A 19779-nucleotide genomic window follows, 5' to 3' on the forward strand; every position below is an offset into this window, starting at 1 on the left:
ATGGCTAATTATTCAGTGGATGCGGAACTAAAGGCTCATGTCGGGAAGTTTAAAAAAGCTATCCAATCAGCAAGACGTGTAACAGAGAAATTCAAGCGTGAGTCTGAAAGCGTCAAAGACACAACGCTGAATGCTGATACTCAACCTCTAAGACGAAATATTAAAAAAGCCCGGCAGCAAATGCAACAATTCAGGAGAGAGCACGGCAAGACGAAAGTCGATATCGGTGCTACCGTGGCTGAATTCTTTCGTAAAGCTTCCCTAGTTTCGCAAAAAGCCCGAGATCTAACACGGGATAAGGTAATTGTAGAAATCGATGCAAGAGTCGATAAGTTCCAAAGTAAGATGGACCGTATCGCTAAAACCATTCAAACCTTCGGCACCATTGGGCAGAATATGCTTGGAGGCGGATTATTAGCAGTAAGTCCTGCATTGGCTCCTATTCTTGCGTCCGGCGCAGGGGCTTTGGGCGGTCTAGGCCCTATGATAGGGACCCTGGCTGGAGGGATTGCTGGCTTAGGAACCGCGTTTGGATTAGCAGGTGCGGGGGCTGCGGCCTTTGGAGCGGTTGCTGTTTCCAACCTGGGAGACGTATTCGGAGTATCTAGCGATTTAAAAAAGCTCCAGGACAAGCTGGCCGTCACTACAGACGAAGAGAAGCGTAATGAAATACTAGAAGAGATGGCAGTTATACAGGGCACCCTTAACAAAGAACAGACCAAAGCGCTTGAGTCTCTACGCGGCATGCAAAAAGTTTGGGGCGGCATTATGGGCAAGCTTGAAAAGCCCACCATACAAATTTTCACAAAGGCCATGGAAGCATTAAGCACCATTTTAAAAATGGCAGAGCCCACATTCCAGGGAGCGACAGATGCGGTTAATAACTTGATGGATTCCTTTAATCAAACGCTTCAGACAGAAGATGTCAAAGCGTTTTTTAAATGGATGGGGGATTATGCAGGTCCTGCACTGGAAACGCTCAGTCAAGCTGGCATGAATTTCATGATCGGTTTCATGAATATGGCCAGGGCTTTCGGCCCACTCAGCGTGGATATGCAAAATGGGTTCCTTGGCATGTCGGAAAGTTTTCGGGAATGGACTTCGGGGCTAGGTGAATCAAAGAAGTTTCAGGCATTTATCGATTATGTTAGAGAAAACGGGCCGAAGCTGATAAATATTTTCAGTAATATTGTCTCTGGACTAGTAGGCATGTTTTCGGCGTTCGCTCCTCTTTCTGCTGATATGATGACAGGTCTGGAAAACTTGACTTCGAAGTTTAAAACTTGGGGTCAAACTTTATCTGAAAATCAACAGTTCCAGGCATTCGTTGATTACGTAAGAGAAAACGGCCCAAAAGTGATCGAGTTAATTGGAAACCTTACAGGGTTTTTGGTCAATCTCGGACAAGGCATGGCTCCGTTAGGGTCTAAGATACTGGATATTGTAAATGGCTTTCTAAGTTGGAGTAATAGCATGATGGATGCACATCCCTGGATCGGAAAGGTAGTAGCGGTGGTCCTTTCCTTGGCCGGTGTACTAACGGCCATGATTCCTTTAATCATAGGATGGAAAGTTGCCTTCGGAGGAGCTTTTACGCTAATTGGAAAAGGGATTTCCGGTGTATGGAAAATATTTGCTCCATTTAGAATGAATATGATCGCCGGATTTAAGATGCTTGGTTCATCTGTTTTAACTTTCGTTTCAAACTTTCGGTTATGGTCAACTATGTTAATCGCACAAATACGAACCACCTTAACCAGGTGGATTACCAGCTTCGCGTCCATGATCGCTAGCGCGGCAAGATGGGCTGCAGGGGTTGTCATCTCTTTTGTGAAAGTCGCTGGACGATTCGCTTGGATGGCTATACAAGCCACGGTGAATGCTTTGAAGATAGCAGCAACTTTTACTGGCCAAATGTTGGTAGCTGCGTTGAAATGGTCGGCAAGAATGATAACGATGTTTGCGCAGGTAGCAGCAAGATACGCCTGGATGGCTGCAAGAGCATTAGTAAGCGCTGCAAGAGTAGCGGCATCTTTTGTTATTGCAATGGGCCCGGTTGGCTGGGTCATAGCAACGGTGGTTGCTTTAGTCGCTTTAATTATCGCAAACTGGGATAAAGTTTCTGCCTGGACGAAAAAAGCTTGGTCTGTAACGTGGAATTTTATCAAGGATATTTGGTCAAAAATTTCTGCTTGGACGCTTGAGTCAGCAATCAAAGTCTATACCTGGGTAAAGCAAAAATTTGATCAAGCGAAGACAGCGATACAAACGGCGATGAAATTAGCCTGGTCGATTTTGAAGTCAATTTGGTCAAATATCAAATCGTTCTTTACTTCGACTCTAAGCAATATTTATAACAATTTACGTCAAAAGTTTTCCGATATGGTTTCTGCTGTGCGAGAAAAAATGTCTGACGCATGGGGTAAAATCCAGGATATCTGGGGAAATGTCATGGATTTCTTCCGGGGGATTGATTTGTACGGCATAGGTCAAGACATCATCCAGGGTTTGATTAACGGAATTAAGAATATGGCTGGAGCCGTAGTCGATGCAGCTACAGGAGTTGTAGGAAACGCTATAGAGGGAGCGAAAAACCTTCTGGGCATAAATTCCCCGTCCAGGGTGTTCCGAGGTTTTGGGGTTAATACCTTAGAAGGCTTCATTATAGGCGTGAAGCGAATGAAAAATAAAGTGGCCAATGCTTCTAAAATGGTGGCTGCCACCGCAAGAGATTCATTCAACCCTAACCTGCAAGTAAAATCATCGCAGATTACATCAAGTTTGAAAAACCTTAAACGAAATAGCTCTGCAAAAGTTCAAAGCGCAGTGAATGCAGATGTCAGCGTTAGAAAGCAACCAATCCAAATCATTATCCGCAACGAAGCTGACGCTGAATGGTTAAGAACATATGTGAATGAAGGTAATGCCATAGATGACAGAGTTTCGATAATGGACTAGGAGGTGTCATATGGACTTAGAGATTACAAAATCAGATGGCACTTCCTTTTTGCTATCTGATCACGGTGTGTTGATAGATGATTTCCGCGTAGGAGCCATCTCGATGGAAAGTGAATACGGGAAAGCAGAAGGAAGTCACGGGAGAATTGACTACGGTTCTACTTACGGTACCCGATCAATTACCGTTCCCTTTCACTTATTAGCTAAAGATTTATTGGATTATCCTTTGGCAAGAGATGCGTTGTTTGCCTTGGTACAAGATACCAAGGCTTATTTTGTTAGAGAGTTACGAAGGCCGAAGTATCTCCACTATGATTTTGTAGATATAAACGAAAGTGCAGTCGATGAATATGGAAATCGTAAATACAGTCAAGACAGCCAAAATGTATATATTGGCGGCAAAAGATATTTAGTCCGTCTGACAAACGACTTTGATATAGATCAAACCCTATTATTGGGTGAAGGCGAATTGGTTTTTGAAACAACCAAACTTCCCTTTGCTGAATCTATCGGTACTTCGCAAGACATCGAACAAAACGGGCTTTTAACAGATGGCGGGATATGGGGATTCGGGATGGGGTTATTATCTGATGAATCAAGTTGGAAGTACACTCACCAAGGAACTACATTCCGGATTTTTAATCCGGGTAATGTTCAGATTCACCCGTTTGAAATGATGGACTTAGTAATTACTATTTCTGAAGTTCAAGAATCTGCTGATTACCTTGAGTTGAAAAATGAAACAAATGGATCCACTTTCCGAACGAAGGAAGCTGTAAACAGTGACCAGGTAATAAAAATAGATGGGCCTGACATTAAATCAAATGAACTAGCTTATTTTCGAAAAACGAATAAAGAATACATCGAACTGGACCCGGGATGGAATGAGTTTACGGTTAGCGGAGCAACAAGTGCTAAAGTATCATTCGACTTCCGGTTTTATTATTTGTAAGGGAGTGATTTTTATGGCCAGAAAAGAGATAAAGATCCCTTTTGATAGTAATTTCAGAAATGATATAAACCAGAATTTTGAAGAAACATTCAAGATGAAGGAGACAGCTGACAAAGCAAAAACAGAGGCTGCCGAGGCGAAGAATACAGCAAATGAGGCTAAGGGAAATTCGGATAAAGCAATAAAAGATGCAGAAGCTGCTAAACAATATACGATAGGTAAATATCTAAAGCCTGTAAATACATTCGATGAAATCGTAACAACCTATCCGACCCCAGAAGAAAACGACCGAGTTTTTGTGGGTGACACGGGTAAAATTTATATTTTTAGAGATGGAAACTGGGTGCATTTTGCAGAGATAACTGCTGGTCCAGTCAACGAAGTTGATCAAAGACTTAGTTCACAGTTGGCAGAGAAGCCGACATATGTAGATAGTGTGGAGACAATGAAATCAAGGAATAACTTTAAGGAAAATGACGTAGTTGTCACACTTGGGTATTTTTCTCCTAATGATGGCGGAGGAGGAACATATTTAATAAAAACTACTGCCTCCGTAGAAGATGGCGGCTCAACTATTACGTTAAATAATGGAAGGCAAGCTCATCTGCAAAGCTTTGGTTTTGTGAACTATAAGCAATTTGGAGCAGTAGGAGACAGTATCAACGATGATGGAGTTCAAATCAAGAAAACTCACGCTTATGCAAATGCAGCAAAGATACCGGTGATAAATCTAACTGGTGAGTATTGGCTTAAAGAGACGAGAGATATTGTTGTAAAAACAAGCACCAATTTAGGATCGACTAAGTTACATGTTGATGAGGCGTCAGCGCCTGAAACTGGGGCACAAATTTACCACATTACAACCAACCATACAGCTTTTAATCTCGATTCTACTTTGCGAAATAATATTCTCCCTAAAATGAAAAAAGGTACAGCCTTAATCACAGAACTTCAAGACTACGAAAACCACTTTATTCGAGTTTTTGACTCGAACACAAAAGTAGGAAAAAGGCAAGGCGCAAACGCTGATGGCGGAAAGGATATGGAAGAATTCTTTGTCGTTGAAAATGGCGGACGTTTGGTAGGCGATATAACTTGGGACTTCACTGGAATAACATCTATCGAAGCAAGAAAAATGGATGACAATTATCTCATATTTGAAGGCGGTACGTTCCTTTTATCTGGGGATTTAACTGGAAGCACAGTAGAAGTATACAAAAAGACAGGTATATGGATACACCGCAGTAGGGTAATTGTTCGAAATCAATTTGTTGGGCATGAAGATGGAATGGACGATAATATGTCGGCAGCAAGTGATGGCTTTTACCACATTGGTGGTTGTTACGATATAACAATTGAAAATTCACGTCCTATCCCTCGCAAATATTATACCGTAAATGGTACACCTAGGGGGACTTACGGAATCAGCGGGAGCAGAGTTCTTAATCTAACCCTCCGCAATTTAACAGGCGAAGGTTCTTCAGAACACTGGGGTGTTATGGGAACTGACTTGCTTAAAAACGTGCGTATCGAAAAATGTAGATTAAATCGGGTGGATGTTCACTTTCACGGGTGGAATTTCACTATAACAGACACAGATATAGGAGATAGAGGCTTTCGTTTAACAGGCGGTGGAACTTTAAGTATAGAGAACGTAACTGTTAACGGTAAAGACTTTGTTCAATTCCGAGAGGATTACGGCTCTAGATGGGATGGAGATATCTTTATAAAAAAATCAAAACTGATTATTAATCATCCCACCTCTGGCTCGAAAATACTTTCTTTTGCTCCTAATGGGGCTTACGACTATGGGTACAAGATAATCCACGGAAGAAAGGTATCTGTAGAAGATTTTGTATTCGATTATTCACAAGTTCCTGACAATCTTGGAAACACATATCTCTCTTGGTTTACCCATTATGCGACATTATCCGAAAACCGAGTACAGTACCCTTACCATATAGAGTTTAAAAACGTACATGTTGCTGGTCGTGAGAAAGGTGTGCGTTTCTTCAATCTAGGAAAAGCTAATCTGTATTACTTACCAAAGAAAGGAAAAATCAGTGGTCATAATATTGTCCCTAATGCTTATTATCGCTTTGACACCATTGACACAGAAGATATGTTAGACGTTCCTCAAGGTATTACCGATTGTCATATTTTTATAGATGTCAATGCGAGTGATGTGTACACTGACGATAATTCGATGATACCTAAAGTAGAAATCATTAACTGTAAACATTTAAACTTGCAAACGAAATCTGCTGCCGGTATTTTCCTGATAAAAGATAGCGACATTGGTGTGCTAGATGGGAATGGAGCAGGGAGTTCAAAAGGGATTTATCATTTTGAAAATTCAGAAGTAAAACCAAACATTATAAGTGGAGATTCAAGTGATTGTTTCTATTTGAACGGCGCTAAAGTTTCATGGGTGAACTGTACCATCCATCCTATTAAAGTTGAGGGAGCGGTTGATTGGGATAAGACTCAGGCTAATACTGGGATATTTAAGATTTGGTCAGGTAATTTTCAAGTTTTCAACACTCATATAGGAACAAGGTTATCCAAAGAACTATCCGATTATTTAATCACTGTGTACCCTGTTGGGTCAGTTAGAAGTTATATGAAAGGCTTGTTAGCTTTTGACCAAGAAGCAAACAATGGATCAGATAGAATATTACCTATAAGTGGCACAACTAGCAATCGTCCCACAAATGGGTTGTTCACGGGATACCAGTATTTTGATACAACGTTATCTAAACCTATCATATGGAATGGATCTACGTGGAAAGACACTAATGGAGCAACAGTGTAAATGTCTCATTTGGACAATATTGCGACACAGTGAAGGCGCTCACTCCGAGCGTCTTTTTTATGGAGAAAAACGAGGGTGGGGTTAGCACCCTCTCCCACCCGGACAGGGTCTATTCCGGGCGGTAATAACAAATACGACATCAAGAGAGAAAATTCCTGCTTTAGTTTTAAAATTCTCAGGGGGTCGAGAACAGTAAACCTCCCTTACAAAGGAGGCTAGAGAGTGGGTGAACAGCAGGTGCAACTCATCGAAAAGAATGTTGCCAATAACACAGATGACATTCGTGAGTTAAAAGAGAAGGTGGAAAAATTGCGGTCAGATGTTACAGACTTACGGTCATCAAGTCAACTTATGCAGCAGTCCCAAACACACTTAATGGAGAATATAAGCGAGTTGAAAACTGGCTTGAAGGCTCTTGGTGATAAGTGGGAGGAGAAGTGGGAGAAAGAGAAGGAAGATGAAGCAAAGCGATACGAACAAGAACGGCGAGACCAACGCAACAGATGGTGGGGTCTTGCTTTTTTATTGATCGGAGCCATGCTTCTTATGCAGTTAGGACTTAAATAGGAGGTAGATAACAATGGAAGAAGTATTAGCCTTTGCAACCCTATTGCTCCCCATCGTATTGGCATTGGTGGAGCTAATCAAAAGAACCGTGAATATGCCGAAAGCAATCGTCCCTGCCGTATCCTTTGCGGTGGGGATTTTAGTTGGAGCCATAGCCTATCCATTTTCCGATATGGAGCTTGTATTGAGGTTATGGGCCGGAGGATTTGCCGGGTTATCCGGTACAGGATTGTTTGAGTTAGTTAAGTCAAGACCAGGCACGACAAAATAAGGAGGAGATAACATGGTTAAAATCATCAAAAAGTATATCCCTACGTTTTACCGTTCGTTACGCCCGGCATACAGCATGAATCCAGAGTATATCACCATTCACAATACAGCCAATGCATCAAAGGGAGCCAATGCAGAAATGCACTCTCGTTATCTATTGAATGGCGGTGGTGGTCGTGGTGCATCCTGGCATTTTACAGTGGATGACAAAGAGATATATCAGCACTTACCGACTAATGAAAATGGCTGGCATGCCGGCGACGGGGCAAACGGGTCCGGTAACAGGAAATCAATCGGTATCGAGATATGCGAAAATGCAGACGGTGACTTTGAAAAGGCTGTTGCTAATGCACAATGGTTGGTGCGGAAATTGCTAGACGATCATGACCTTAGCATTGACCGTGTTGTACCTCATAAGCATTGGTCAGGGAAAAACTGTCCAAGAAAACTGCTTAGTCGGTTTGATGATTTCAAAGATGGTGTATTCAAATCAGCAAGCAAGGAAACNGAAATTGCGACATAGTGAAAATTTATTTAAAGGATTATATCCTTTTTTCTCGTAAGTATACGAGGAGGAGGGAGTTTATGGAAGATTTATTAAATGAAATAGAAAGAGGTTTAGATGCTAAGGTTTATCAGCTGTCCTTAAATTTGGCCTTATGCATACCAGACATATGTGCAGCCTTAGAATCTGACGATGGACAAACTAATAGGACAAAGTACAAGCGATGGTATGAAACCTATGTAGGTGATAAACTTAGGCTTTCAGCATCTGATTGTTATTACTTCAGATGTTCTTTTTTACATCAAGGAAGTACTGAACATGAAAGGTCTAATTTCAAAAAAAATATTATTTGTGGAACCTGACCACGGTATGGTTATGCATAATAATGAAATCAATGATGTCTTGAATATTGATGTTGAAATTTTTTGTAAAGACTTGATTAAAGCTGCCAGTGAATGGTATAAAAAAGCTAAGAATACCGACAATTTTAAGAAGAATTACGAAAAAACATTTAAAAGGTATCCTGATGGATTAGCGCCTTATATTGTAGGAATACCTGTGTACGGATAGTTTTGTCGGTAACAGAGGAGGAAACCTGATGAAAGTAAAAGAGTTAATAGAAAAACTTAAAGCATCAGATCCTAATGTTGAAGTTTTTATATCCTGCGAAGGCGGCTGTGTTATTGATAATGACATAGAGATTATCTTTGAAAGCGGTAGAATATTATTAGAGATTTAAGAAGAGCTCCCAGATTAATCTGAGGGCTCTTTTTCTAGTCCTTTTTTGACTAGTTCTCTGATTGCTTCATTCCTATTTTGGAGATTGTTTGCATGCCAGTACTTCTCAATCTCTTTCAGAATTTCATTCGGGAAGGTTACCAGCACTTGTGTGTTTTTGCTTTTATCAACTGCCATTCTAAATCACTCCTTATCTTATTAGTATTATAAGTTATATAACTTTTTTATTACAAGTGGTTTAATTACAAACTCAATAGGTTATATAAGTTATATAACCTATATAAGGAGGATATCAATGAGCTTAGACAAAGCCAGGATGACACACGATTTAAGTGCGTTGGTCGGTACTCTCAGCCCTGATGTCGACGAAAACAAGCTGTCAGTCCGTTTGGAAGAGGTCTTAAGCAATTACACCATTGAGCGAAAATCCTATCAAGAAATGGAAAAAGATTTAGAAGAAAACGTTCGTATCTTTCTTGCTGCGAAAGAAGTAGAAGGATTAAGTCCTTTGACATTAGGCGGTTATGAGTTGGAATTGAGATTATTCAGGCAGCACATCAATAAAGCGACTGCTCTCATCACTCCAACAGACATACGAGGGTATCTTGCTTCCAATAGGGAATGGATGCAGAGTACAGTGGGTCGTAAGCTGTCTATGTTGAAAAGTTTCTTTTCCTGGTTGGTTGAAGAAGAAATCATATTGCGGGATCCTACCCGGAAAATAAAAACTCCGAAGACTCCAAAAAGAATGCCAAAAGGCTTGGACATCTCTGAATTGGAGACAGTGAGGGAATCGTGTAAAACGGTCAGAGAACGTGCTATTTTGGAGGTATTCTACAGCACAGGTTGTCGATTAAATGAATTGACGAATATAAAGAGGCACGACTTGGATATTCAGAACATGAGCCTTACGGTTGTCGGGAAAGGGGATAAGGAAAGAGAAGTGTACATCTCCCATAAAGCCTTGTTCCATTTGCAAAAATATCTCCACACTAGGGATGATAATTGCGAATATCTGTTTACCACTGTTCGCCGGCCTATACGGAAAATATGCAATAGGCAAATACAAAGGATAATTAATAAAATTGAGGAAAGAGCCGGCATAACTAAAACCTTAACACCTCATGTGCTAAGACATACCTACGCCAACCTCTCAATGGATGCCGGTATAGAGTTATCAGACTTGCAGCATTTGATGGGCCACAGCAGTCCAAGTACTACATTAGTCTACGCAAGTGTTTCAAAAGAGAGGCAGAAACATGCTTAGGATAAATTTCATGTACAGTAGAGGACTCCTTAAAGGGGTCCTTTTATTTTGCGAGGGAGGTGAGGCAATGCCGAGCAGCGTCTTATCCATACGAGATTTAAAAGGAAATGAAAACCCACTCCAGGCAACACATGAATTCTCCGAAGAATTAAATGGTAATCATAGTTTGTCTGCTACTATTCTACCGACAATTGTAAATGATCAATTTATTAAAGATATAGACAAAATGTGGACAATCATCGATGAAAATGATACAGACTACAAAATCGTTTATTGCAAGCGACAAGGTGTCGGTAGTAAATTATCTGTCAGCATAAAAGCAATCCCAAAATTTTTTGATGACTTTGACACTCAACGCATTTACGAACGGTATGACCGCCATATGACGGCGCAAGAGTTTTTCACCATTGTCTTCGGTGGGTCTGGCTACAATTTCATTTTAGTAGATACATTTTATGCACAAGACTGGGAAGGTTTAGGGGACAGCGAAACCAGGCTAAGTGCTTTTAAACGAGGGCTGGAGCGCTATAAAGCTGAGTTTCGAATTTCGGGAAATACCGTATATTTAGAGAGGCAGGTAGGTCGTGACACACAGTTCCAATACCGGTATAGGCTTAATGCCTCTAATATCGTTCAGGAGATTGACGGAGCTGCCTTCTACACTTATGCAAGAGGTTATGGTGACTACGAAGATGGCGGCGATGAGGATGCCGAAAACAATGCAGGACTTATCGATGAATACACCTCACCATTAGCAGACATCCCAGGAATCGGAAAAAGAGACGCACCACCTGTCAAAAACGGGAATATTAAAGACCCCGATTTCATGCGAGAGCAATTAAAAATACTGGTAGATGAATCATTGAAAATAAGCGTATCTGCTGACATCCATGATTTAAGGAATCAGGGTTATGCCCTTGCACAACCAGAAAAAGGGGATAGGGTGTTTTTAATTGATGAACGGATTGGATTGAATGAGGAAGTTCGGGTGGTGGATTTAAAGACAATCCGGAATTGGAAAGGCGATATCATCGACTTGAAGTTAATATTTGGATCTGAAGGGATTACCAAAAGGCATCAATCCAATTTAAATGCGGCCGCAAAACAAATAACAGAATTGTTGGAAGGTAGAAGGAAGTTACCATTCAGCGTGCTCCCATCGTCTAAACAAAATGCTGTTCGGAATTTAGAAGCGGCGATGACCGAGTTGATTTTTGGGAATGGTCAAAATGGCGTGCAAGGTATCATAGCACAAGATAAGAACGATCCAAATAAGATGATGTGGTTAAATTCTGCCGGTTTCATGATAAGCACAGATGGTGGTGCGACACCTGTTGTTGCGGCTACTGCTGATGGTTTTGTCGCTGATGTCATTACCACTGGTACGCTCAATGCCGACCAAGTGGCCATCTATGGAGGCCATGAAGGAGAGTATGCCTATATTTCCGGATCAACCGTTGAACTTCGAGGAACATATGAACGTAGTTGGAGAGGGGAAACAAGCACACATGATGTAAGGACTAGATTGCATAATGGTCACTTGCGCTTCCGTAACGATGACTTGAATCGTTCCTTATATTTATCGGAGTACGGTATTTCTACGTATCTCGATGGAGAAGGGGAAGGGCAAGGTTCTTCCGGTACAATTGTATGGTGGGACCCGACTTATTCCCCTACAGGCGCAAACGGGATAACGATTAATTCATACGGCGGTGTAGTTGCTCTTGAATCTGACACTAACAGAATTGTGTTAAATGCTTCTCAAAGTGTCAACTTGGATAGTAAAGATGCACCTGTTTTCGTTCATCCTCGTAATAATCTAAGTTCCTATGACCAAGCGTTTGGTTTCACGACAGGTAATGATAATGAAGATGGCTATTTGATGTACGGTGCCACAGATGATTATCATGTGGGATTTCGGATGTTTTATGGCGGCGATCGTAATTTAATCGCAGTGGTAGATGGGGACCATGTACGAGGTGGCAATACATGGTTTGATGTCGGAAATATAGCCACAAACCGTATTGATAAAAGAGACGGAAGTGCTACCGTTTACTGGAATGGCTCTTCAGGAGGAACAACATCGGGAACAGATCCAACCATCACATTGTTCGCAAGCGGTCTAAGAGCAAATATCGGTTCAAATGATATCTTTTTGGCCACCAATAGCGGGGGGTACGTCAGGGTAACTAATTATGCCGGATATAATGATGGAAATGGCATTACCTACATGGGCATTGCAGCTGCCGAGTTCGTGACAGTTTCCAGTGTTTATTATAAGAAAAACATAGAGTATTACACCAAAGATGCGATGGAAATGATAAACGGCACACCGGTGCGTTTCTTTCACATGAACGAAGATATTGAAGGTATAGATCCAAAACGGGTAGGGTTAATAGTCCAAGAATCTCCAGTTGATATCGTAACCATCAAAGGAGGGGACTCCATCAACTTATATGCCATGGCCTCAATCCTTTGGAAAGGGTCCCAAGAGTTATCTGAAAAAATCAACGAAATATTAAATTTTAAAACGTCTATCCAGACGAGGGTGGATGAATTAGAAAGAGAATTAAAATCCGTGAAATTAAGAGTGGAGGAATTGGAAAATGCAGCTTAAATTTAAAAATTATCAATTGGTATCTGTTCAGCGGTTTCTTTATCACATGAATTTTAAAAAATCAAAACAAACAAGGGCCAGGACAAAGCTAATCAAGCTACTAGATAAAAAAATAAACGAGTACCAGGAGGACGTTAAAGAATTAATTGAAAAGCACGGCGAAAGAGATATGGGTCAGTTGGTTGAGGCCAAAGAAGGTGGATATGTACTTGAAAATAAAAGAGCTTTTGAAGTCGATTCAAAAGAGCTCAGTGAAGAAGAAGTTATCATTGAAGGAGGTGAGTATGTAAATAATTTTAAAGTACTGTATGATGCTATTGACGCTATCGAAGAATTCGATAATGGTCTTGAAGGTCAAGAAGCGGATGGGTATGACACGCTCATGGATGCATTCGAAGCAGCAATAAAGAAAGATGAAGACAGCGCCGAATAGGCGTATTTTTTTATGCTGTAAAAGGAACTTTATTCCTTTTTGTCGAATTAAACCGACAAGGAGGGATAGTATGTGTGGACCAATCAAGACATTAAAGTTGAATGGTGAAGAAATAATTTTGTTCGAAAGTGACTTATTCTTTCATGAAGATAATCTTTATGGAATTGTGGTTACCTCAGAGGACATTACTGAAAAGTTCGACGAACTAGGGCCATGTGATGGTGAAATCACTCTCAGTGATGGAGTAATAATAAAGGTAAAATTAGAAGTTGATTGGGCGAATTACCCTTTCCCAACGTTAGATTTAACAGGACCAATAGATAACCCTTTTGACTATCCAGAAATTGACTATATTGAGGAAGACGATGATTGGATGACGAAATATGGGAAAAAGAGTAACTTTAAACCAAGTATTTCTTTAGAGGAAATAAGAAAGTTGAAGCCACCTCATACAACGATTGATTTAGACGATATTCCAATTTACAGACATCATGAAGAATGGTTGAAAAATCAAGAAAACTTAAAAGAAATAGTTGAAAAAGCTTTAAAAGAATATATCAACAAGCTCACTTAACGGTGAGCTATTTTTTTTATGGGAAGAAGGGACGCCACAACGTCCTCTCACGCCACCAGGGATTGATTGAGGTGGCTAAATAAAGATATACGAGAAGCAAGTCTTAGATCAGGGGGTCATTAATATGAAGGAGATGAGGAATAAATGGGCGGTGTTAACTTGGAATATTTAGAGGCGGCCCGGTTTTATTTGTTTGGAGATGTGAAGTTTCTGCATCTTCTGTTGCTGGCGATGGGATTGGACATTATTTCAGGGTTGTTCAAGGCATGGAAAATCGGAAACCTTTGGAGTAGAAAAAGCTTGTTTGGATATGCAAGGAAGGTAATGGTCCTGGTTGTGATTATATTGGCCAACGTAGTAGATCAAATATTGATGTTGAATGGAGCAGTCACTTATGCGACTGTTCTTTTTTATATCGCAAATGAGGGACTATCCATTATAGAAAACCTTGCAGCTGTAGGCGTGGTCGTTCCTTCAGGCTTAAAAGAGAGATTGAACTCAATAGATGCAAATAACGAAACAAAATCATTACCGGAAGAAGTCAGAGAAGAATTCACCATTAATAAGGAGGATGAAAAGTAATGGCTTATAACTTTGAGAAATTACCACAATTGGTTGATAAAAGAGAAGGCTTGCCAGAAAAAGGCGAGTACTCCAAGCGTATAAAGTTGATAACAACCCGTGTTTGGCACCATTCCCTGACCAAGAAAAACCTTTCCGGATCCACTGCTTATGGTTTTGCTAAATATCATGTGGAAAACTTAGGATGGCCAGGATGTGGTTATGCCTTTGTAATAGAACCGCGGAATGTCATCCAGACACCAAAAGGCCCTCGCGCAAGAATTGTCTATGTCCATGATATCAACAGAAGGACCTATCACGTAGGTAACAGCAACCAATTCGCTTTAGGCATTTGCGTTGCAGGAGACTACCGGACAGATGAAATGGACGAAGCTACCCTTGCAAGTATCGATGAACTGCAACAAGCATTGGTTGACGATAAAATCGGAAGTCAGGATAGGTCCCATAATGAAATGCCAGGCTATCCCTGGAAAGCATGCTGCGTTTTTAATTACATGGAAGCCTTCAAGTTCCTTGATAGCAATGTTAAACAAGCTCCACTTCCTGATGAGTATGTTATTCAAGAAGGCGATACCTTCTGGAGCATCGCTAACGGAATCGAAGGGCTAAATGTAGATGATTTAATCAAAATCAATCCAGATGTCGATTACTCTAAATTAAAAGTAGGGCAAAAAATCAAACTAGCTGCAGCTAAAAGAGAGCCCGCGCCAAAGACTCAGACAAAATCTCAAACAACTTCTTGGAAGGGCTACTATTCCAAAGGAGACACGGGATCAGAAGTAAAAGCGAAACAAAAACGCTTGATGGAACTGGGATTTGATTTGCCGGTATATGGAGCAGATGGATCCTTCGGTGATGAAACAGAAGAAGCAGTAATGGACTTTCAACGAGCAAGGGGATTGCAGGTAGACGGTATAATTGGACCGAATACGATGGCTGAACTCAAAAAGGACAACCCTAAACCGAAATATGGTAACTCGATCGTTCCATATCCTGGCTATCCAATAGAACGAGGTAGCAGAGGGAAAGAAGTAGCTCGAGTTCAGAGAGCTGTGGGGGTAAAACCAGACGAACGTTTCGGACCTATTACAGAAAGAGCAGTAAAAGCGTATCAGCGTCGCCATGGGTTAGTTGACGATGGCCGTGTTGGTCCTAAAACATGGGCTGTTATGTTTTAAATCCCCCTCCGAAAAAGAGGGGGATTGAAGAGAAGTAGAAAGGAAAGTGTTGTCCCCTCGAATATAAAATGTGTTCCTTTTAAAATAAATATACAAAAGAAGCCCCCTTCAGAAGAAGAGGCTTTATAAGGGATTGAATCGGATATAGAAGTATGTCTGCACCCTTAAGGTATATTATTTGTAAAGATTGTGTAAATTATACAGATATTGATATTGATATTGATATTGATATGTATATGTATCCTTTCATGTTCCATTTATGGGACTGCCCTTCACCTCGGTGAGGGCTTTTTTTTTATTTTTTTTTCCAATTATGCATATTCCCTCTCATGCGCGCATACGCTGTAGCATAGCGCAGGCGAGCGCACAGCTTCCATAGCCTAAGTATGTCGTCGACAGATTGATTAGTTTCGTACGAAAAACAGATGATTTTCTAAGCAGGATTACATCTCATCTGCAGAGAATAATCTGTTGAGGTGAGTAAAATGAATTGCAGGATAGATGAATTTCTGGATGGAAGGACTTATATATGGCTTTCCAAGAAATCGGGGGTGCATCGGAATACGATCACTTCCTACACAAAAGGCACTGCTCCTCAATTAGACAAAGCTTATATGATTGCCTCTGCATTAAATAGATCCGTTTATGAAATTTGGCCGCCGAGTTAAGGCGGCCTATTTTTTCGTCTTAAATGACGATATTTTGTGCATATCATGTTATCCGATTACATATCATGAAGTATCACGATACCCCAAGGAGGGAAAACGGATGGCCACCATGAAGAACAGACCCGTATCTTTTAACCTGGATAATTTGGTTGATGAGAAACGCTTTAATCATGTGAAAGACGTAGATAACTTTTCCGGGTACGTAAAAAAGTTAATCGACCGTGACATGCAAAAGCAATCGAGTGTCCACAGAACGGCAACAGGCGGTGTCAGAATCAAAATAGATTAAAGTGGAAGTTGGGAAAAGGCAATCAACGCAACTCCACCAGTAATTAGGATTAATGGGATCATGGGGTATCACCTCTCTTTTGTTTGTATTATGGACGAAATTTTGTGCAAATATACAGGAGGTATGAAAATGCTGATTAAAATTAACGGACAACAGTGGTTTGATACAGAAGAATCTGCTATTCAAGAGGATGAAATCGTTATTGCCCGATGGGGAAACAAGAAACTTCAGACCATGGCAATCGCTTTCTGGTCCGCATCGGCAACATTGATGTCAGCGGAAAAAGCTCACGCAAGCTCTTTTTATGAGCAGGTGCAGCCGTTAATCCACCAATTTCAATCCATGGCTCTGGGTCTTGGTGTGTTGGCCATCATCGCGGGCCTTTCTCTCCTGGCGGTTAAAAAGAGGTGGGGCACGATGACCTTGAAGACAACAGCATTTATTGTTGGCGGGGTGTTCCTGGCTCCTGCAGCAATCATGCTCTTCGCCATCATTGCCATGACGTTGAACGATGCCTTGCTGGAAGCATTCAAAGACGTACAGAATGGCGGCATTAAGGATGTGATGGGTCAATGAGATTTTTATCAGGGTTGGTTATTGGGTTTATCGCCGGCACTTTCTATGCTTTGTATCAGACAGTTGAGGCGTCAGACGGATTGGCGGTTAAAATCATGAAAGGCATAAAATCTGTATTGGAGGTATTCTGATGGATATAGCGTGGAATGGCTCTCAAATTAAAATCCGACTTGCGGCGCCCGTCATTAAACCAGTTGTCAAAGAAGAACCATCTCCCATGTTCATTGCTAAAGTAAATAACAAAGAGGCCCCTATAAAATTGACAAAGCTTCAACCTAAACAACAGCAACGCCCCAAATATAGCACTTTTCAAATCATCCCTCATTCCAATGTGAAAAATATTAAAGTAGGTCAATTTGCCGATTCGCTTGCCGACACTTATGAAGAACTGATAAAAAGGTTTAACAAAGGGCTGCTGCGGGATCCGGATAGAATCTTCTTCGAAACGGAAATCACCAATTCCTCCTATCGTACTTTCATCACTACCAATACCGATTTAACAGACGTTGTTAAACAACAAAGCCAAGTTATATGGAAGCACGTCACTCTGCAAGATGAGCACAAATTTTCCGATCAGTTTCCAAAAGACTCTTTATGCTTGCGTTTCAAACTGAAGTATCCATTTTTCCTATCGTTGAAAACAGACCGTGCCATGCAGCAGATACCGTTGGAAGAGCTTTTGGAGATATCCCGTTTCATGCAAAGGGGAGACAAAGCATTCATCCAATTCGGATTCCAATCGGCCGAAGAGGAGTGGTTCAAAGATGCTGAAAGGGACAGAAATGAATTTGAGAAAAAGCCTCCTAAACATTGGATCAAAAAAGAATTCAGTAAAGCAACAGAATTAAAACCTGGTAATTTTGGATTCGATTTCACTTTACGTGTAGTTGTACAATCAAAGGATGAGAGAAGAAGGCGCCGTATTGCCAGAGGAATAAGTTTGGCCCTGAAGCAGCTGAATCATGACAATCAGTTAAAAGAAAAGTTGATTAAACCTCGGCAGACCAAACGGTTTTTCGAAGACATTCACAGACGTCATATTCCGGTACCTTTTCTTTTCGGTAAACGGCAAATCATCACCTCGCCTGAGATATCGCATTTTATTAAGCTGCCGCAAAGAGCACTTCAAGAAGAGTACCCGATTATCGAAACAGTAGACGGAAGAGAGATAGATATTCCAGATGCCATCAAGAAAGACGGAATGGAATTAGGCACAGCAACCTTCAAAGGTAAAAAGCAGCCGGTATATATGCCGATTAAAGACCACGATGAATTGTGCCTGCCTCGAATCGTTGTAGGTGGGATGGGGCAAGGAAAAACAAAAGGTTTTGGATCCAACTGGATTGTCAATGCAGTAGATAAAGGCTTTGGTGCAATGGCCATTGATCCGGCCAAGGGAGAAATTGGAGATGGAGTTCAAAAGGCGTTGCCTGCAGATAAAATCATTCGAGTTCGTCTGGGAGAAATACCAATCTCACTTGATTGGTGCGAAGTAGCTCATTCTTCAAGAGCAAAGAATCGGTTGGCCAACACTATCATAGGTTTCTTTAATACAGCAACAGATGAGGCCGGTGCACAAACAGCTAGATATTTGAGAGCAGCCGTCATGGGAATGCGCTCAGGAAAGTTAAAAGAGATTATAGACATATTCACAAAGGAAAAAGAGCGTATATGCGCTATTATCAATTTAGGCGATAACATCTATTCCCAGACACTGATTCAGTTTCATCACATGTCTGATAAAAGGCAAGCTCAAATATTAGCCCCTATCATGAACCGGCTGGATACCATTTTGGGAGATGAATATTTAAGCAGCTGCATGGAATCCGATCAATCTATCGACATGGTGGAACTTATGAGTCAACGGAAAGCCGTTATCATCGATGTGCCGAAAAAAGATTTAGGTTCAGAAGCAGTGGATCTGATCGTCAACTTATTATCCACTAAAATCGATTTGGCCATGACTCTTCGGGAAGAAAAGAATCAATTTCCATTCTTTGTGGTATTCGATGAACCTCACCAATTTTTACGATCAGCAAAGACTTGGAAGGCAGCTACTGTAGAAAGTCGTAAATGGAGAGTAGGATATGTGTGGATGTTTCATTCCTGGGAGCAAATACCGAGAGACTTGGCTGAGATTGTCAAAGCAGCAGGACCACATTATCACTTGTATCCGTCCAGTAAGAAAACTTTCTCTGACTTGGCGGAAGAAATCAAGCCATTCAAAGTGGAAGAAGCGATGGGGTTAAAAAGGTTCCACGCAATAAACATATTAAGAAGTGGCGGGGAAGTAGTTAAACCGTTTGTGGCCAAGATGAGCGCTCCTCCAGAAGGTAATTAAAAAAGCCCTCTTAGATAGAGGGCTTTCCTTTTACATTATTCCAATGAGATCTAATACCCATACCACTGCAAAAATACCGATGATAAACAATACTCCGAGAAACGGAAGCAAATACCAGAGGGCGACACCTCTTAAAACAAAGTTTCCTGTTTTAGCCAACTTTTCTGTTTCCGATAGCGTATCTTTCTCGACTTGCTTCTTCTCTTCTGATTTCCGGAAGGCTTCTTCTTTTGCTGTTTGGCGTTTAACTTTATTGGCCTCTTTTTGAACTTCAAAAACCTGTTTGTCATCTTCTCTACCTTGTTTATAGTCCTTTTTAATATCCGCCATGTCCTTCTTGAAATCGCCTGCTGCATCTTTTAGTTTCTTGTTTTCTTTTCTTACTTCCTGTTTGAAATCATTTGTAGCCTTACGAAACTCCTCTTTTAAGCCCATCCTTACCGCCTCCT

General features: G+C 41.0%; 20 protein-coding genes and 1 pseudogene. 19 read left to right on the forward strand and 2 right to left on the reverse strand.

The window, feature by feature from the left end:
* The 8 genes and pseudogenes from CZ434_RS02105 (at position 1) to CZ434_RS21905 (ending at position 8806) form a co-directional block, all read left to right on the forward strand.
* Positions 1-2958, forward strand: a complete 2958-nt coding sequence (locus CZ434_RS02105; protein ID WP_077621569.1) for a phage tail protein — start codon at positions 1-3, stop codon at positions 2956-2958.
* A gap of 10 nt (positions 2959-2968) precedes the next feature.
* Entirely contained in the window at positions 2969-3910 is a 942-nt protein-coding gene (locus tag CZ434_RS02110; RefSeq protein WP_077621570.1) for a phage tail domain-containing protein, read from the forward strand.
* Positions 3911-3923: 13 nt separating this feature from the next.
* Entirely contained in the window at positions 3924-6725 is a 2802-nt protein-coding gene (locus CZ434_RS02115; RefSeq protein ID WP_077621571.1) for a hypothetical protein, read from the forward strand.
* Positions 6726-6947: 222 nt separating this feature from the next.
* Complete coding sequence (locus tag CZ434_RS02120) at positions 6948-7292, forward strand: hypothetical protein (protein WP_077621572.1); 345 nt, start codon at positions 6948-6950, stop codon at positions 7290-7292.
* A 13-nt stretch (positions 7293-7305) separates the two neighbouring features.
* Positions 7306-7563: a holin gene (locus tag CZ434_RS02125; RefSeq protein ID WP_077621573.1), complete on the forward strand. Its 258-nt coding sequence runs from the start codon at positions 7306-7308 to the stop codon at positions 7561-7563.
* Positions 7564-7575: 12 nt separating this feature from the next.
* Positions 7576-8073: pseudogene (locus tag CZ434_RS02130) on the forward strand (peptidoglycan recognition protein family protein); the annotation flags it as partial.
* Positions 8074-8385: 312 nt separating this feature from the next.
* Positions 8386-8637 carry a hypothetical protein gene (locus CZ434_RS22375; protein WP_218668306.1) on the forward strand — a complete coding sequence of 84 codons (252 nt, stop codon included), beginning with the start codon at positions 8386-8388 and terminating at the stop codon, positions 8635-8637.
* A gap of 28 nt (positions 8638-8665) precedes the next feature.
* Positions 8666-8806, forward strand: coding sequence for a hypothetical protein (locus CZ434_RS21905; RefSeq protein WP_179107151.1), 141 nt, complete (start codon positions 8666-8668; stop codon positions 8804-8806).
* Positions 8807-8820: 14 nt separating this feature from the next.
* Here the strand turns inward: CZ434_RS21905 and CZ434_RS21910 are convergent, their stop codons facing one another.
* Positions 8821-8982: a CopG family ribbon-helix-helix protein gene (locus CZ434_RS21910; protein ID WP_179107152.1), complete on the reverse strand. Its 162-nt coding sequence runs from the start codon at positions 8980-8982 to the stop codon at positions 8821-8823.
* 118 nt (positions 8983-9100) lie between these two features.
* Between CZ434_RS21910 and CZ434_RS02140 the strand changes: the two genes are divergently transcribed.
* The 11 genes from CZ434_RS02140 (at position 9101) to CZ434_RS02185 (ending at position 19330) form a co-directional block, all read left to right on the forward strand.
* Positions 9101-10072, forward strand: coding sequence for a tyrosine-type recombinase/integrase (locus CZ434_RS02140; protein ID WP_218668307.1), 972 nt, complete (start codon positions 9101-9103; stop codon positions 10070-10072).
* Between the two features lie 67 nt (positions 10073-10139).
* Positions 10140-12689, forward strand: a complete 2550-nt coding sequence (locus CZ434_RS02145; RefSeq protein WP_179107153.1) for a tail tube TT1 domain-containing protein — start codon at positions 10140-10142, stop codon at positions 12687-12689.
* A complete protein-coding gene (locus tag CZ434_RS02150) occupies positions 12679-13122 on the forward strand; it encodes a DUF1617 family protein (RefSeq protein ID WP_077621576.1) in 444 nt (147 codons plus the stop codon). The genes CZ434_RS02145 and CZ434_RS02150 overlap by 11 nt, the downstream gene beginning before the upstream one ends.
* A gap of 70 nt (positions 13123-13192) precedes the next feature.
* Positions 13193-13696, forward strand: a complete 504-nt coding sequence (locus CZ434_RS02155; protein ID WP_077621577.1) for a hypothetical protein — start codon at positions 13193-13195, stop codon at positions 13694-13696.
* Between the two features lie 144 nt (positions 13697-13840).
* The gene (locus tag CZ434_RS02160) at positions 13841-14278 is read left to right on the forward strand and encodes a phage holin family protein (protein WP_077621578.1); all 438 of its coding nucleotides are present in this window, start codon (positions 13841-13843) and stop codon (positions 14276-14278) included.
* Positions 14278-15456 carry a peptidoglycan-binding protein gene (locus CZ434_RS02165; RefSeq protein ID WP_077621579.1) on the forward strand — a complete coding sequence of 393 codons (1179 nt, stop codon included), beginning with the start codon at positions 14278-14280 and terminating at the stop codon, positions 15454-15456. Before CZ434_RS02160 ends, CZ434_RS02165 begins: the two co-directional genes overlap by 1 nt.
* A 485-nt stretch (positions 15457-15941) precedes the next feature.
* Positions 15942-16124: a helix-turn-helix domain-containing protein gene (locus CZ434_RS02170; RefSeq protein WP_077621580.1), complete on the forward strand. Its 183-nt coding sequence runs from the start codon at positions 15942-15944 to the stop codon at positions 16122-16124.
* 100 nt (positions 16125-16224) lie between these two features.
* Entirely contained in the window at positions 16225-16413 is a 189-nt protein-coding gene (locus tag CZ434_RS02175) for a hypothetical protein (RefSeq protein WP_077621581.1), read from the forward strand.
* 129 nt (positions 16414-16542) lie between these two features.
* The gene (locus CZ434_RS02180) at positions 16543-16989 is read left to right on the forward strand and encodes a hypothetical protein (protein ID WP_077621582.1); all 447 of its coding nucleotides are present in this window, start codon (positions 16543-16545) and stop codon (positions 16987-16989) included.
* A complete protein-coding gene (locus CZ434_RS22585; RefSeq protein WP_281252224.1) occupies positions 16986-17120 on the forward strand; it encodes a hypothetical protein in 135 nt (44 codons plus the stop codon). The genes CZ434_RS02180 and CZ434_RS22585 overlap by 4 nt, the downstream gene beginning before the upstream one ends.
* The gene (locus tag CZ434_RS02185; RefSeq protein ID WP_077621583.1) at positions 17120-19330 is read left to right on the forward strand and encodes a type IV secretory system conjugative DNA transfer family protein; all 2211 of its coding nucleotides are present in this window, start codon (positions 17120-17122) and stop codon (positions 19328-19330) included. Before CZ434_RS22585 ends, CZ434_RS02185 begins: the two co-directional genes overlap by 1 nt.
* Before the next feature lie 30 nt (positions 19331-19360).
* Here the strand turns inward: CZ434_RS02185 and CZ434_RS02190 are convergent, their stop codons facing one another.
* Complete coding sequence (locus tag CZ434_RS02190; protein ID WP_077621584.1) at positions 19361-19765, reverse strand: hypothetical protein; 405 nt, start codon at positions 19763-19765, stop codon at positions 19361-19363.
* Positions 19766-19779 lie beyond the last annotated feature (14 nt).

This window comes from Sediminibacillus massiliensis (genome assembly GCF_900156915.1).
GTDB lineage: Bacteria > Bacillota > Bacilli > Bacillales > Amphibacillaceae > Sediminibacillus_A > Sediminibacillus_A massiliensis.

Coding starts and splice junctions, on each gene's coding strand:
- CZ434_RS02175 (WP_077621581.1), top strand. CDS start 16,225: ATGGCCACCATGAAGAACAGACCCGTATCTTTTAACCTGGATAATTTG.
- CZ434_RS21910 (WP_179107152.1), bottom strand. CDS start 8,982: ATGGCAGTTGATAAAAGCAAAAACACACAAGTGCTGGTAACCTTCCCG.
- CZ434_RS02145 (WP_179107153.1), top strand. CDS start 10,140: ATGCCGAGCAGCGTCTTATCCATACGAGATTTAAAAGGAAATGAAAAC.
- CZ434_RS02115 (WP_077621571.1), top strand. CDS start 3,924: ATGGCCAGAAAAGAGATAAAGATCCCTTTTGATAGTAATTTCAGAAAT.
- CZ434_RS02160 (WP_077621578.1), top strand. CDS start 13,841: ATGGGCGGTGTTAACTTGGAATATTTAGAGGCGGCCCGGTTTTATTTG.
- CZ434_RS02185 (WP_077621583.1), top strand. CDS start 17,120: ATGGATATAGCGTGGAATGGCTCTCAAATTAAAATCCGACTTGCGGCG.
- CZ434_RS02105 (WP_077621569.1), top strand. CDS start 1: ATGGCTAATTATTCAGTGGATGCGGAACTAAAGGCTCATGTCGGGAAG.
- CZ434_RS02140 (WP_218668307.1), top strand. CDS start 9,101: ATGAGCTTAGACAAAGCCAGGATGACACACGATTTAAGTGCGTTGGTC.
- CZ434_RS22375 (WP_218668306.1), top strand. CDS start 8,386: ATGAAAGGTCTAATTTCAAAAAAAATATTATTTGTGGAACCTGACCAC.
- CZ434_RS02180 (WP_077621582.1), top strand. CDS start 16,543: ATGCTGATTAAAATTAACGGACAACAGTGGTTTGATACAGAAGAATCT.
- CZ434_RS02150 (WP_077621576.1), top strand. CDS start 12,679: ATGCAGCTTAAATTTAAAAATTATCAATTGGTATCTGTTCAGCGGTTT.
- CZ434_RS02155 (WP_077621577.1), top strand. CDS start 13,193: ATGTGTGGACCAATCAAGACATTAAAGTTGAATGGTGAAGAAATAATT.
- CZ434_RS02125 (WP_077621573.1), top strand. CDS start 7,306: ATGGAAGAAGTATTAGCCTTTGCAACCCTATTGCTCCCCATCGTATTG.
- CZ434_RS21905 (WP_179107151.1), top strand. CDS start 8,666: ATGAAAGTAAAAGAGTTAATAGAAAAACTTAAAGCATCAGATCCTAAT.
- CZ434_RS02190 (WP_077621584.1), bottom strand. CDS start 19,765: ATGGGCTTAAAAGAGGAGTTTCGTAAGGCTACAAATGATTTCAAACAG.
- CZ434_RS02110 (WP_077621570.1), top strand. CDS start 2,969: ATGGACTTAGAGATTACAAAATCAGATGGCACTTCCTTTTTGCTATCT.
- CZ434_RS02165 (WP_077621579.1), top strand. CDS start 14,278: ATGGCTTATAACTTTGAGAAATTACCACAATTGGTTGATAAAAGAGAA.
- CZ434_RS22585 (WP_281252224.1), top strand. CDS start 16,986: ATGAGATTTTTATCAGGGTTGGTTATTGGGTTTATCGCCGGCACTTTC.
- CZ434_RS02170 (WP_077621580.1), top strand. CDS start 15,942: ATGAATTGCAGGATAGATGAATTTCTGGATGGAAGGACTTATATATGG.